Here is a 14,622-nt window from a genome sequence, read left to right as displayed (position 1 = left end):
GGTACCGTGCGAATCGTCGTCGGAGTCGGCGGCGGCATCGCCGCGTACAAGAGCTGCGCGCTGATACGCAGCTTCACCGAGAGCGGACACAGCGTCCGGGTGATACCCACCAAATCGGCCCTGCAATTCGTCGGTCGGGCCACCTTCGAGGCGCTGTCGGGGAATCCGGTCCAGACCGGCGTGTTCGCCGATGTGCCCGAGGTGGCGCACGTACGTCTGGGGCAGGACGCCGACCTGATTGTCATCGCTCCCGCCACCGCGGACCTGATGGCCCGTACCGTGGTCGGGCGGGCGGACGACCTGCTGACTGCAACGTTGCTGACGGCCCGCTGTCCGGTGATGTTCGCGCCCGCGATGCATACCGAGATGTGGGAGCACCCGGCGACCGTCGCGAACGTTGCGACACTACGCGAGCGCGGCAACATCGTGATCGAGCCGGCGTCGGGTCGACTCACCGGCAAGGACACCGGCGCGGGCCGGATGCCGGAGCCGGAGGAGATCTTCGCGCATGCGACGCTGCTGCTGGAGCGGGCCTCGGCGTTGCCACGTGACCTCGAGGGCCGGCGCCTGGTGATCTCGGCCGGTGGGACACGCGAGCCCATCGACCCGGTCCGCTATCTAGGCAACCGGAGTTCTGGCAAGCAGGGGTATGCGATCGCCCGTCTCGCGGCCCAGCGCGGTGCCGAGGTGACGCTGGTGGCCGGTGCCACGGCCGACCTCGCGGACCCGGCCGCCGTCGACGTCGTGAACGTTCGTACCGCAGAGCAGATGCGCGAGGCGGTCATGAAGCAGGCTGCCGATGCGGACGCGGTGATCATGGCGGCCGCCGTGGCGGACTTCCGTCCTGCCGCGGTCGCGGGTAGCAAGATCAAGAAGGGCACCGACGAGCCGGCGTCGATTCCGCTGGTCAAGAACGACGACATTCTCGTCGGCCTCGTGCAGGCTCGGCGGGACGGGATCCTCGCTCCCGGTACAGCGATCGTAGGGTTCGCGGCCGAGACGGGGGACGCGTCGGGAAGCGTCCTCGATCATGCGCGAACGAAATTGGCGCGCAAGGGTTGCGATCTTCTGGTCGTGAACGCGGTCGGTGAGGGCAAGGCATTCGAGGTGGACCACAACGACGGCTGGTTGCTCGGTGCCGACGGCACGGAATCAGCGATCGAGCCGGGTTCGAAGGCGCTGATGGCCAGCCGCGTGCTCGACGAGGTCGCGAATTTGCTGTCCAAGAGGTAGGTACACCGAAATTGGGACGCCGTGTCGGGGACGCCTTCCTGGCACCGGCATCACGTGCGGTATTGAATAGAAGCACTAGACAGAAGTAGAAACTGAGCATCAGCGCAGGTGTCGTATCGGGACCGTCCTTTTCGAGAATGCGAATTCGAACGGAGTCGGCCCGGACAGAACGTCGAGAGGGAGATCTGTGAGCACGTCCGGCAAGCGGCTATTTACGAGTGAGTCCGTGACCGAGGGGCACCCGGACAAGATCTGTGATGCCATCAGCGATTCCATTCTCGACGCGATGCTCGAGAAGGATCCGCGCAGCCGGGTCGCGGTCGAGACCCTGGTGACGACCGGGCAGGTCCACGTGGCGGGTGAGGTGACCACGTCCGCGTACGTCGACATCCCCAAGATCGTGCGCGACAAGGTTCTCGAGATCGGATACGACTCGTCCGCGAAGGGCTTCGACGGCAACTCGTGCGGCGTCAACATCGCGATCGGCGCCCAGTCGCCCGAGATTGCCCAGGGCGTCGACCACTCGCACGAGGCGCGGGTCGACGGCATGAGCGATGACGAGATCGACCGCCAGGGGGCGGGCGATCAGGGTCTGATGTTCGGGTTCGCCTGCACCGACACACCGGAATTGATGCCACTGCCGATCGCGCTGGCGCACCGACTCTCCCGGCGTCTGACCGAGGTTCGCAAGACCGGTGTGCTGCCGTATCTGCGACCGGACGGCAAGACCCAGGTGACGATCGAGTACGACGGCGATCGTCCGGTCCGGCTCGACACGGTCGTGATTTCGACGCAGCACGCAGCCGACATCGACCTCGACAATCTCCTGACGCCGGATCTGCGGGAGACGGTCGTGGGCCACGTGCTCAACGAACTCGACCTCGAGCTGAACACGTCCGATGTCCGCCTGCTGGTCAACCCGACCGGCAAGTTCGTCCTGGGTGGTCCGATGGGTGACGCGGGCCTGACCGGCCGCAAGATCATCGTCGACACTTACGGCGGCATGGCCCGACACGGCGGGGGCGCGTTCTCCGGCAAGGATCCGTCGAAGGTGGACCGTTCCGCGGCGTACGCGATGCGCTGGGTTGCCAAGAACGCCGTCGCGGCCGGGCTTGCGGACCGCATCGAGGTGCAGGTCGCCTACGCAATCGGGAAGGCCGCGCCCGTCGGCCTGTTCGTCGAGACCTTCGGCACCGAGAAGACGGATCCGGAGAGGATCCAGAACGCCATCAACGAGGTCTTCGACCTGCGTCCGGGCGCGATCATCCGCGACCTGGACCTGCTTCGCCCGATCTACGCGCAGACCGCCGCGTACGGCCACTTCGGTCGTACCGACATCGACTTGCCCTGGGAGCGCACCGACCGGGTCGAGAAGCTGCGCGCAGCGGCCGGTCTCTGACCGAGAAAGCGGCTCTCTGACCGCCACCGACAAGACGGCGGCAGCACTCGCTCCGGTAGCGCGAGTGCTGCCGCTGCTTCCTGTCGCTCATCTGGACCGGGCGTTCGACTACCTGGTGCCGTCTGAACTCGACGAGCAAGCCCGTCCGGGCGTTCGTGTCCGTGTCCGGTTCTCCGGGCGGCTCGTCGACGGGTACCTACTGGAACGGCTCGACACGAGTGAGCACGACGGGAAACTCGCGTGGCTCGATCGCGTCGTCTCGGCCGAGCAGGTCCTCACCGCCGAGGTCAGAGGACTGGTAGACGCAGTCGCGGAGCGGTACGCGGGGAGGCGGGCTGATGTTCTGCGTCTCGCGGTCCCGCCGCGGCACGCGAAGGTCGAATCCGAGAAGAGCGCACCGGTACCGTCACCCGGATCACCGGAGGTCGATCGCGACGTGTGGTCCGCGTATCGCCACAGTGTCAACTTCCTCGAGGCACTGGCGGGTGGACGTGGTCCGCGAGCCGTATGGCAGGCCCTGCCCGGCGAGGACTGGTGCGCCCGACTTGCCGAGTTGGCTGGTGCGGTGGCGGCGTCCGGGCGCGGAGTCGTCCTCGTCGTACCGGACCAACGCGACCTCGATCGGTTGGTGCGGTCCTGCGAAAGCTTGATCGGCGCCGAACATGTGGTCGGCCTCGCCGCCGGCCTCGGGCCGTCTGCACGTTACCGGCGGTGGTTGGCAGCGCTTCGGGGGACGGCGAGGGTGGTCGTCGGCACCCGCGCGTCGGTGTTCGCGCCCACGCCGGATCTCGGCCTGGTGGTCGTGTGGGACGACGGCGACAGCAGCCTGTCCGAGCCGCGTGCACCGTACCCGCACGCGCGCGAGGTCGCGCTGTTGCGTGCCCACGCGACCGGGTGCGCGATGGTCCTCGCGGGTCACTCCCGGACCGCGGAGGCTCAGGCGCTCGTCGACTCCGGGTGGGCGCACGATCTTGTCGCCGCGCGCGACGTCGTGCGGGCCCGGGCTCCGATGATCACTGCACTAGCGGACAGCGAGCAGGCGCTCGCCCGCGACCCGGGCGCCCGCGCTGCGCGACTGCCCGCCATCGCGTTCGGTGCGGCCCGCCAGGCGTTGTCAGCGGGAGCCGGTGTGCTGGTTCAGGTTCCGCGTCGTGGCTACATCCCGTCGCTGGCGTGTGCCAAGTGTCGGGCGCCGGCGCGGTGCCGACGATGCAATGGTCCGCTGTCCCTGCCGGCAGGTACCGGATCCGACATCGCCGGATCCCCGACGTGCCGGTGGTGCGGTGTCGCAGACGCCAATCACCGGTGCCATGCGTGTGGCGCGCGGGCACTACGTGCAGTCGTCGTCGGCGCGGGTCGCACCGCCGAGGAGTTGGGCCGCGCGTTCGCGGGTTTCGAAGTGCACACTTCGGGCGGATCGGACGTGAAGAGCGAGATCACATCTGGCCCCAAGCTTGTCGTGTCGACGGTCGGCGCCGAGCCGGTGATGCCCGGTGGGTACGGAGCGGCCCTGCTGCTCGACGGGTGGGCTCTGCTGGGGCGCGCGGATCTGCGCGCGGCGGAGGAGACGCTCCGACGTTGGATGACGGCATCGGCGCTCGTTCGTTCGCACGGCGACGGCGGACAGGTCGTGGTCGTCGCCGACTCCGGGTTTCCCACCGTCCAGGCGCTGGTGCGCTGGGATCCCGTGTGGCACGCACGAGCTCAACTCGCAGAGCGGGCCGAGGTCGGGTTTCCCCCGGCCGTGCACATGGCCGCCGTCGACGGCAGCGGGGCGGCGATCGCCGAATTGCTCGAATTGGCTGTGGTGCCCGATTCGGCCGAGATTCTGGGGCCGGTGCCGTTGCCGCCGGGGGAGCGGTTGCCGTTCTCGAGCGACGAGCCGGAGCCGGAGAACGTGGAGCGCATGCTCATTCGGGTGCCGCGAACTGCCGGGCGAGCACTGGCGAAGGGGTTGGCCGAGGCGCAGGCGGTCCGCAGCGCCCGCCGCTCCACGGGGCCGGTACGCGTGCAGGTGGATCCGCTGCGGATCGGCTGACTCGCGCACCGATCGTGACGATGTACACGATCGTTATACATTCCTCCACCCATTGGCGCTCGAGTGGTGCTGTGATTGACATGCCTCGAGGTTCCCCTGGAAACGGGAGGTACACATGCGGCGATCGATGCAAACGGCCGCCGTCGGTGCGGTCACAGTCGTGATGACCGTCTTCGGTTCGTTCGGACACGCGGCCTCTGCAAACTCGGCCGGCGTTGGACGGGGACCGGGTTCCAAGCCACTGACGTACGTCGCCCCGAGTTCTCCTGGACCTGTCCAGATCCGGCACGACGAAGCCCTGCGATATGCAGAGCAACACCCGGACTCGGTTCCCTTGGGTGCAAACGACTTCGACTGCCGACCAGGACCACGACACCCGAATCCTGTTGTCCTCGCGCACGGGAGCGACTCCGACGCGTACACGGACTGGGCTGCGCTCTCGCCCATGCTTGCCGCGCAAGGCTTCTGCGTGTTCGTGCTCAACTACGGGGCAGACGGTAAGCCCGGCAAGTATGGGCGCGGCGACATGGCAAGCAGCGCGGGCGAAGTCGCGGACTTCGTGGAACGAGTTCGGGCATCGACGGGCGCGGATCGGGTCGACCTGATCGGATATTCGCAGGGCGCGACCGTGACGCGGTACTTCGTCAATCGACTGGGTGGCGCTGACGTGGTGAATCGGTGGGTCGGAATGGCATCGCCGACCTACGGCGGAACGATGTTCGGGATAGTGCCGCTTTTGCAGTTGTTGCCGTATTCCGACCGGATTGCCGAATTCCTGACATCCAAAGCGGTCAGCCAGCACATGCGCGGTTCGCCTTTCCTGACTGCGCTGAACGCCGGCGGCGACACGGTGCCCGGGGTGCAGTACACGACGATCGGGTCCCGCTACGACGAGATGATCCAGCCGTACACCAACATCGCACTGCGGGGCCCTGGTGCGGTGAATCTGGTGGTCCAGGATTTGTGTGCGGAGGACCAGGGCGGGCACTTCAGCATGGTGTACGACCCGTTCGTGCTCGGACTCGTGGTACAGGTGCTCGATCCGTCCGCGCCCTCACCAGCGTGCGTACCGGTCCCGCTGGGCTACGGAATCCTCGACATGATGATCGCGAGCAATTCGTGACAAACGCCGGGTGTGCCTGTCAACGCCCGTCTTGTCCGTCAACCCGAACCGGTTCCACCCGCGCGGCGTGCGGATCCTGCGGTCGGATGGATAGTCCGATGCGTACACCGCACCGGCGCAGGTGGCGCCGAACGGGAGGGGAGCGCTCCGTAGAATCTCGTGGATGAACCCCCTTCCGGCGCCGCCGGGATTCGACGCACCGGGAGCCGTCCTCGTGAACTCTTCGCCCGCCCGTCCCGTTCGAGTGGAGGTCCGTCTCTGATGCGGATCGTCTTCGCGGGGACCCCCGAGCCGGCCGTGCCGTCGCTGCGGCGGCTCATCGCTTCCGAACGCCATGAGGTCGTCGCGGTGGTCACCAGGCCCGACGCGGTCGCCGGGCGTGGCCGAAAGGTGGTGCGTTCGCCGATCGGGCAGCTCGCGGACGAACACGGCCTCGAGGTGCTCACGCCGAAGTCTGCGATGGATACGGAGTTCCTTGCTCGGCTGCAAGATCTCGCGCCCGACGCCTGTCCGGTCGTCGCATACGGCAATCTGCTGCCCCGTGCCATCCTCGACGTCCCGCGCCACGGGTGGATGAACCTGCACTTCTCGCTACTTCCGGCGTGGCGCGGTGCCGCTCCGGTACAGGCGGCGATCAATGCGGGCGACGAGATGACCGGCGCGACCGTGTTTGCGCTCGACGAGGGCATGGACACCGGCCCCGTCTACGGGGTGGTGACCGAGTCGATTCGGACCACGGACACCGCCGGCGAGCTGCTCGGTCGGCTTGCCGAGAGCGGGGCAGTGCTGCTCGAGAACGTGCTCGACGGCGTCGAGGACGGCGCGCTGCATGCTGTCCCCCAACCGCGTGACGGTGTCTCGCACGCACCGAAGATGACTGTCGAATCGGCCCGAATCCGTTGGGACCAACCCGCTCTCGCGGTACACCGCCACATCCGATCGGTGACACCCGCCCCGGGCGCATGGACGATGATCGGGGATCTGCGGGTCAAGATCGGTCCGGTGACTCTTGTGGAGGAGACACTGCTCCCACCCGGCCGGATCGAGATCCGTAGGAACGGCTTCTTGGTCGGCACCTCCACGACCGCGGTCCGGCTCGGACAGGTTCAGCCGCAAGGCAAGAAGCAGATGGCGGCGCTCGACTGGGCGCGTGGGGCCCGCCTCGACGGAGAGGTTCGGGCACATTGAACGAGGCGAAGCGACCAGGACGGCGGTCCGGAGGAACAGGCCGCCGAGGTGGACGCCCCAACAGCCAGGGCGGTAGGGGCGATCGCAGCAGGCGCCCCCGCCAGGCAGGGCGCCCCGCTTCCGCGCAGGCGCCGGTCGACGAACCGAGGCGCGCGGCCCGGGACGTGCTGCGGGCGGTCCGTGAACGTGACGCGTACGCGAATCTGGTTCTACCGGGACTTCTTCGGGAGCGGGGGCTCGAGGGTCGCGACGCGGCCCTGGCCACCGAACTGACGTACGGCGCGGCGCGCGCTCGGGGCCTGCTCGATGCCGTCCTCGCGCGATGCGCGGGCCGGGCTATCGAGGAGATCGACGGTCCGCTGCTCGACGTCCTCGAACTCGGTGCCTATCAACTCCTGCGTACTCGGATCGCACCGCATGCGGCCGTCGCGACCTCGGTCGATCTCGTGCGAGCCGAGGCGGGTCCGGGGCAGGCCGGATTCGTCAACGCCGTACTACGCCGGGTCTCGGAGAAGACCGAGGACGAATGGGTGGCTGAGCTAGCTCCCGACGTGTCCAGCGACCCAGTCGGGCACCTGGCGTTCCGATACGCCCACCCGCGATGGATCGCGCAGGCCTTCGCGGATGCTCTCGGTGCCGACGCCGGTGAGCTCGAAGAGGCCCTGATCGCCGACGACGCACGCCCGGCGGTGCACCTGGTGGCACGGCCCGGAGAGATCTCCGCGGAAGAACTCGCGCTCATCACCGGTGGCGAGGTCGGTCCGTATTCGCCGTACGCGGTGCATCTCGACGGCGGCGACCCAGGCCTGCTCGACGTCGTCCGCGAGGGACTGGCGGGTGTCCAAGACGAGGGTAGCCAGCTGGTGGCGCGGGCGCTGACGCTCGCGCCACTCGACGGTCCGGATAGCGGGCGCTGGCTCGACCTGTGTGCGGGCCCGGGCGGTAAGGCCGCTCTCCTCGGCGCGCTCGCGGACATCGAGGGCGGGCGTGTCGACGCGGTCGAACCGCTCGAGCAGCGCGCCGACCTGATTCGCAAGACAACCCGAGGGTTGCCGGTCGACGTCCACGTCGTGGACGGCCGTGATCCGGGGCTGGGAGGTGGCTTCGACCGCGTCCTCGTAGACGCCCCCTGTACTGGTCTCGGCGCGCTGCGTCGGCGTCCGGAGGCTCGATGGCGTCGGCAGCCCTCGGATGTGGCCGGGTTGGTGAAGTTGCAGCGCGAGTTGCTCGAGTCGGCGTTGAAGCTCGTCCGGCCGGGCGGCGTGGTGCTCTATTCGACATGTTCGCCGCATGTCGCGGAGACTGTCGGCGTGGTCACCGATGCGGTGCGCCGGCACGGGGCGATCCCGCTCGACACCCGCGAGATGGTGCCCGGTGTGCCCGGACTGGGAGACGGTCCGAGCGTCCAGTTGTGGCCGCACCGCAGCGGCACCGATGCCATGTTCATGGCGGCCCTGAAGCGACCCACGGACAGCTGAACCCAGGGGCTGACCTCACACCGATTCGGGCCAGATCCAGTTGCGGACCTCCGGCATGTCTTCGAGGTGCTCGCGCACATAGGCGTGGTGGCGTTCGAGCATCCGTTCGCAGTAGCCGACAAGGTCGGCGGCGCCATCGGGCGCCCGACGGCTGCGCCGCAAGGCCTCGATCGCCAGGTGGTAGCGGCTCATGTGGTTGAGCACCACCATGTCGAACGGGGTCGTGGTCGAGCCCTGCTCGGTGTATCCGCGGACGTGGAAGCGGTCCGGGGCGGGCCGCCCGTGCAGCAGTTGGTGGAACGCGCGGGCGTACCCGTGCCAGGCGACGACAACATCGACGTCCTCGGTGAACAGTCCGGTGAAGTCGTCGAGCGAGCGCCCGCGCGGGTGGGCGTCGGGTGGCGCCATCGACATGAGGTCGACCACGTTGACCACGCGTACCCGCAGATCCGGGACGTGCCCACGTAGCAGTGCCGCGGCAGCGAGCGTCTCCTCGGTCGGGACGTCGCCGACGCACGCCAGGACGATGTCGGGTTCCCTCGCCCCGGAGGCGTCGTAGCTCTCGGTGCCGGCCCAGTCCCACACCGACGCACCTGCCGCGAAATGGTCCCGCGCCTGCTCGAGCGTCAGATACTGCGGATGCGACTGCTTGTCGACGACGAGCAGATTGACCCGGTCGCGGGAGGTGAACACTTCCTCGGCGACGATCAGCAGCGAATTCGCGTCCGGGGGTAGGTATACCCGCGTGACGTCTCCCGACAGGGACAGCACAGTGTCGATCAGCCCCGGTCCCTGGTGGGAGAACCCGTTGTGGTCGTTGCGCCAGCAGGTCGACGTCAAAAGGATGTTCAGGCTCGCCACGGGCGCTCGCCAGCCCAGTGAGCGGGCTCGCTCGAGCCACTTGGTGTGCTGGATCGTCATCGACGCGCTCACCATTGCGAACGCCTCGTACGTCGCGAAGAGGCCGTGGCGGCCGGTGAGCAGGTAGCCCTCGAGCCAGCCCTGGCAGAGATGCTCGGACAGCACCTCCATCACCCGTCCGTGGTGCCCGACGTGATCGTCGCCAGGAATGAGAGAGCCGACGAAACAGCGGTTGGTGACCTCGAAGACGGCGCCCAGGCGGTTGCTGTTGGTCTCGTCGGGACAGAACAGCCGGAAGTTGTCGGGGTTCGACGAGTAGACGTCTCGGAGGAATTCCCCGAGTGGCCGGGTGGTTTCGTGATGGACCGTGCCGGGCGTGGGGACGTCGACCGCGTACCCCTCGGGCGCGGGCAGGGTCAGGGCGCGCAACACTCGTCCGCCGTTTCCGTGCGGGTTCGCACCCATCCGAGCATCGCCGCTCGGTGCCAGGGCGGCCAGTTCGGGTCGCAGGCGGCCCTGCTGATCGAACTGCTCCTCTGGTCGGTAGGACCGCATCCACTGTTCGAGCATCCGGAGGTGCTCGCGGTTGGCCCGCACGTCGGCGATCGGAACCTGGTGGGCGCGGAACGTGCCCTCGACTTCGAGGCCGTCGACGATGTCCGGCCCGGTCCAGCCCTTGGGTGTGCGGAGCACGATCGCCGGCCACCGCGGTCGGTCCGTCGCTGCCGACTCGCGAGCGTCACGCCGAATCCTGGTGATCGCGGTGTGGACACGATCGAGTGCCGCCGCGAGGTCCCGGTGGACCTGCACGGGATCGTCCCCGGCGACCACCTCGGGATCCCAGCCGTGTGCGTGCAGCAGCGCCAGAACCTCGTCGTCCGAGCGCCGGCCCAGCACCGTCGGGCCCGAGATCTTGTACCCGTTGAGATGCAGGATCGGCAGAACGGCGCCGTCGCGTGTCGGGTCCAGAAAGGACGGAGCCTCCCAGGACCCCGACAGCGGTCCGGTCTCCGCCTCGCCGTCCCCGACGACGCATGCGACGATCAGATCGGGGTTGTCCAACGCCGCGCCGGTGGCATGGGCGAGCGAGTAGCCGAGTTCACCGCCTTCGTTGATCGACCCGGGGGTCTCGACACCGGAGTGGCTGGGAATCCCCCCAGGCGTCGAGAATTGTCGGGCCAGCCGTCGCAGACCCGCTTCGTCGGGCGTGACGTCGGGGTACAGCTGCGAGTACGCGCCCTCCAGATAGGTGTTCGCGACGACGGCCGGTCCGCCGTGCCCGGGCCCGGCGATGTACACGATGTCTGCGCCCGTGCGGCGGATGAGCCGGTTCAGATGCACGTACACGAGCGAGAGACCGGGACTGGTTCCCCAGTGTCCCAGGAGCCGTGGCTTGATGTCGGGTTCCGTCAGCGGTCTGCGCAACAGCACGTTGTCGCGGAGGTAGATCTGCGCGACCGTCAGGTAGTTGGCCGCCATCCAATACCGGTGAAGCAGGTCGAGGTCTTCGCTCGTGGCGTCCGGTCTGGTCGTCACTTGGTTGGCTCCTCCGTTCGGGCGAAGGTGCCTCCATCCTCGCGGCGCCGGGCGTCAGCCGCCAGACTTTTTGCGAGTCGTGACCGGTTGCTCCGGTTCCCACTTGTTGCGAGCGCGTCGAACCAGGCATCCTGGAGAGAGCGACAGCGGTATCGCCCTGAGGTGCCGAGCGCGAGGCGCGTAGTCGCTCCACGACGAAGTGTGGACCAGGTATGCGGACGGAAAACTCGCGGACCTCGCGAACCATGACGCCGACCACGACAATGCGGGCGTGGCGGACAACGAGGCCCGGGCCGTTGTCGGACCGGCCGCTGCAGATGAGACGTGAACTGTTGCCCAGGCCCACCAGCAAGGATCTGTTGGTCCGCGTGCTGGCATGCGGCGTGTGCCGGACCGATCTTCACGTCGTGGAGGGCGACCTGCCGCCGCATCGCCTGAATGTGATCCCCGGACACGAGATCGTCGGCGAGGTCGTGGGAGTGGGGGAGGAAGCGGGCGGACGGTTCGCGGTGGGTCAGCGCGTCGGTATCGCGTGGCTGCGGGGCACGTGCGGGCACTGCCGGTACTGCGTCCGCGGCGACGAGAACCTGTGCCCGTACTCGACCTACACCGGGTGGGACGCCGATGGCGGTTACGCCGAATACACGACGGTCCCCGCCGACTACGCGCTCGAACTGCCCACCGGGTACCCGGTCGTCGAACTGGCGCCACTGCTGTGTGCGGGCATCATCGGATATCGCTCGCTGGTGCGGGCGGACCTGCCCGACGGCGGTCGACTCGGCATCTACGGTTTCGGTGGCAGCGCACATCTGACTGCGCAGGTCGCGCTCGCCAGAGGTGCCCGAGTCCACGTGATGACCCGTGGCGAGGAAGCCCGTCAGTTGGCTTTCAGTCTCGGTGCGGCTTCGGTGCAGGGCGCCTCGGATCCGCCGCCTGAACCGCTCGACTCGGCGATCTTGTTCGCCCCGGCCGGCGATCTCGTGTTGCCTGCCCTCGAGGCGCTCGACGCGGGTGGCACGCTCGCGCTCGCCGGAATCCACCTCAGCGACATCCCGGCTCTCAACTACGAGCGACACCTGTTCCGTGAACGCCAGATCCGTAGCGTCACCGCGAACACTCGGCAGGATGCGAAAGAGTTCCTCGGCATAGCGCAACAGCATCGGTTGCGGGTGAGCGCCCACCGGTATCCGCTCGACTCAGCGGACAGGGCGCTCGTGGACCTGGCCGGTGGAGTATTCGGCGGTGCAGCCGTTCTCGTGCCGTGACGGCTCCGGTGTCCTAGCGTGAACTGCGGGGCCCCGTCCGCTCTGTAGGTGATTGGGCCCTGTAGGTGATTGGGCACTGGAGGTGACTGGGCCCGCACGCGACTGGGAGGTACCGAGGCCGTGATAACCCACCCTGCCTTCACCGTCGAACCCTGGAGTCTGCGCGCCACCAGCCTGGACTTCGGGGTGTTGGCCCAAACCGAATCGCTGTTCACTCTCGCCAACGGGCACCTCGGCTGGCGGGGCAATCTCGACGAGGGTGATCCGCACGGGCTGCCGGGCAGTTACCTGGCGGGTGTCTACGAGGTCCGACCGATGCCGTACGCCGAACCGGCGTACGGCTATCCCGACTCGGGCGAGACGATCATCAACATCACCGACGGCAAGGTCGTTCGCCTGCTCGTCGATGACGAACCGTTCGACGTCCGGCGCGGAGACATCCTGAAACACGAGCAGGAACTGGACCTGCGAGCCGGGGTCCTGCGACGGACCGTGGAGTGGCGTTCGCCGGCCGGCCGGACCGTGCGGGTGGCCACGACCAGGCTGGTCTCGTTCACACAGCGTGCCATCGGCGCCATCCGCTACGAGGTGACACCGCTGGATGGACCAGCGAGGGTGGTGCTGCAGTCCGAACTTGTCGCCAACGAGCCGATGCCCAAACCGGAAGCGGATCCCCGCGCGGCGGCGGTACTGTCGGAGCCCCTGAACTCCGAGGAGAACTTCGTCCACGGCACGGGGGTGCAGCTGATCCACACGACCGGGGAGAGCGGTCTGCGGATTGCGGTCGCGATGGACCACGAGGTGTTCGGCCCGCACGTACACGTCGAAGCCGACAGCTATCCGGACCTGGGTCGGGTCACGGTCGCGTCCAAGCTCGCATCCGGTGACTGCCTGCGGATGGTCAAGTACGTCAGCCACGCCTGGTCCGCGCGGAGGACGGCTCCGGCGATGCGGGACCAAGTGGCCGGTGAGCTGACACTTGCACACGAGAGTGGTTGGGACGGGCTGGTTTCCGAGCAGCGGGAGTACCTGGACGCATTCTGGGAGCGCGCCGACGTCATCGTCGACGGCGACCCCGAGGTGCAGCAGGCGGTACGGTTCGCGCTGTTCCACATCTTGCAGGCGTCGGCCCGCGCGGAGGGTGTTGCGATCGCGTCCAAGGGGCTCACCGGGCGCGGGTACGACGGACACGCATTCTGGGACTCGGAGATGTTCGTCCTGCCGGTCCTTGCGTTCGTGGCTCCCCACGCGGTGGCGGACGCCTTGCGGTGGCGCCACTCGACCCTGGACAGGGCACGGGAACGCGCACGCCAACTCGGCCTGACTGGTGCGGCGTTCCCGTGGCGGACCATCACCGGCAGGGAGTGCAGCGGGTACTGGCCGGCCGGCGCGGCCGCGTTCCACGTCAACGCCGCCATCGCGCGGGCCGTGATCGGGTACCTGCGGACGGACGGAAACACCGAATTCGAGCGCACCATCGGACTGGATCTCCTCGTCGAGACCGCGCGCCTTTGGCGCTCTCTCGGCTACTTCGACGAGGACGCCAGGTTCCGTATCGACGGCGTCACCGGACCCGACGAGTACAGCGCACTCGTCCGGAACAACCTGTACACCAACCTCATGGCCCGGGAGAACTTCACCGCTGCGGTAGCGGTCGTCGAACGCCACCCCGACCGAATGCCCGACCTCGGCGTCACCGACGAGGAGGTCGGTGGTTGGCGCACCGCCGCCGACCGCATGTACGTGCCGTACGACGAGCGCCGCGGCGTGCATCCGCAGTCCTCCGGGTTCACGGATCGGCAGGTGTGGGACTTTGCGGCGACACCTCCGGAGCACTACCCGCTGCTGCTGCACTACCCGTACTTCGACCTGTATCGAAAGCAGGTCGTCAAGCAGGCCGACGTCGTGCTGGCGATGCAATGGGTACCGGACGCGTTCACCGCGGAGCAAAAGGTTCGGAACTTCTCGTACTACGAGCGGTTGACGGTCCGCGACTCGTCCCTCTCCGCGTCCAGCCAGGCGGTGGTCGCCGCGGACGTCGGTGCACTCGACCTCGCGTACGACTACCTGGGTGAGACCGCGCTGATCGACCTGCGTGATCTCGAGCACAACACGAGCGACGGATTGCACCTCGCGTCGCTCGCCGGCATCTGGATCGCGCTGGTCCAGGGATTCGGAGGCGCGCGACGGCGGCGGGCGGGGCTTACGCTCCGGCCGACCCTCCCGCGAGGCATCGACAGGCTCGGGTTCGGCGTCGCGGCGGCCGGGTGTCAGTTGCGGGTCGAGATCGGACCGGACGAGACCCGCTACCGGCTCGTCGAAGGCGACGAGCTGACCCTGTACCACGACGGCACCGAGCTGACATTGCGCGGTAGCGAGGTTCGCGTGATGCCGACCGTGCGCCCGCCGGCGGGACCGATCGTGACGCAACCCGCGGGCCGCGAACCGGCCCGGCGCTACCCCGGTAGCGCCGGGAGGTCGGCTCCCTCCGACTAAACTCA

9 protein-coding genes are annotated in these 14,622 nt (G+C 68.2%); 8 read left to right on the top strand and 1 reads right to left on the bottom strand.

Going from position 1 to position 14,622, the window contains the following annotated elements; all coding sequences use genetic code 11:
* The first annotated feature begins 6 nt into the window (after nucleotides 1–6).
* From coaBC to EF834_RS09745, 6 genes are all read left to right on the top strand, one after another.
* A complete protein-coding gene (gene coaBC, locus EF834_RS09770) occupies nucleotides 7–1,233 on the top strand; it encodes a bifunctional phosphopantothenoylcysteine decarboxylase/phosphopantothenate--cysteine ligase CoaBC (protein WP_206615228.1) in 1,227 nt (408 codons plus the stop codon).
* Nucleotides 1,234–1,420: 187 nt separating this feature from the next.
* Entirely contained in the window at nucleotides 1,421–2,632 is a 1,212-nt protein-coding gene (metK, locus tag EF834_RS09765) for a methionine adenosyltransferase (protein ID WP_127947015.1), read from the top strand.
* Between the two features lie 16 nt (nucleotides 2,633–2,648).
* Nucleotides 2,649–4,670 (top strand): primosomal protein N', encoded by a 2,022-nt coding sequence (locus EF834_RS09760; protein WP_206615246.1) that lies wholly within the window; start codon nucleotides 2,649–2,651, stop codon nucleotides 4,668–4,670.
* Nucleotides 4,671–4,785: 115 nt separating this feature from the next.
* The gene (locus EF834_RS09755; RefSeq protein WP_328590554.1) at nucleotides 4,786–5,793 is read left to right on the top strand and encodes an esterase/lipase family protein; all 1,008 of its coding nucleotides are present in this window, start codon (nucleotides 4,786–4,788) and stop codon (nucleotides 5,791–5,793) included.
* Nucleotides 5,794–6,054: 261 nt separating this feature from the next.
* Nucleotides 6,055–6,981 carry a methionyl-tRNA formyltransferase gene (gene fmt, locus EF834_RS09750; RefSeq protein ID WP_127947013.1) on the top strand — a complete coding sequence of 309 codons (927 nt, stop codon included), beginning with the start codon at nucleotides 6,055–6,057 and terminating at the stop codon, nucleotides 6,979–6,981.
* Nucleotides 6,978–8,459: an RsmB/NOP family class I SAM-dependent RNA methyltransferase gene (locus EF834_RS09745; RefSeq protein WP_127947012.1), complete on the top strand. Its 1,482-nt coding sequence runs from the start codon at nucleotides 6,978–6,980 to the stop codon at nucleotides 8,457–8,459. The genes fmt and EF834_RS09745 overlap by 4 nt, the downstream gene beginning before the upstream one ends.
* Nucleotides 8,460–8,474: 15 nt before the next feature.
* Here the strand turns inward: EF834_RS09745 and EF834_RS09740 are convergent, their stop codons facing one another.
* Nucleotides 8,475–10,856, bottom strand: a complete 2,382-nt coding sequence (locus tag EF834_RS09740; RefSeq protein ID WP_127947011.1) for a phosphoketolase family protein — start codon at nucleotides 10,854–10,856, stop codon at nucleotides 8,475–8,477.
* 263 nt (nucleotides 10,857–11,119) lie between these two features.
* Here EF834_RS09740 and EF834_RS09735 point away from each other — a divergent pair, with 263 nt between their 5' ends.
* Together EF834_RS09735 and EF834_RS09730 are read left to right on the top strand one after the other, a co-directional pair.
* Complete coding sequence (locus tag EF834_RS09735; RefSeq protein WP_127947329.1) at nucleotides 11,120–12,121, top strand: zinc-binding alcohol dehydrogenase family protein; 1,002 nt, start codon at nucleotides 11,120–11,122, stop codon at nucleotides 12,119–12,121.
* Nucleotides 12,122–12,241: 120 nt separating this feature from the next.
* Complete coding sequence (locus tag EF834_RS09730) at nucleotides 12,242–14,617, top strand: glycoside hydrolase family 65 protein (RefSeq protein ID WP_127947010.1); 2,376 nt, start codon at nucleotides 12,242–12,244, stop codon at nucleotides 14,615–14,617.
* The last annotated feature ends 5 nt before the right edge of the window (nucleotides 14,618–14,622 follow it).

Origin of the sequence: Rhodococcus spongiicola (assembly GCF_004011835.1) — a bacterium.
Lineage (GTDB): Bacteria > Actinomycetota > Actinomycetes > Mycobacteriales > Mycobacteriaceae > Prescottella > Prescottella spongiicola.
This window is presented reverse-complemented; position numbering and strand designations above follow the sequence as displayed.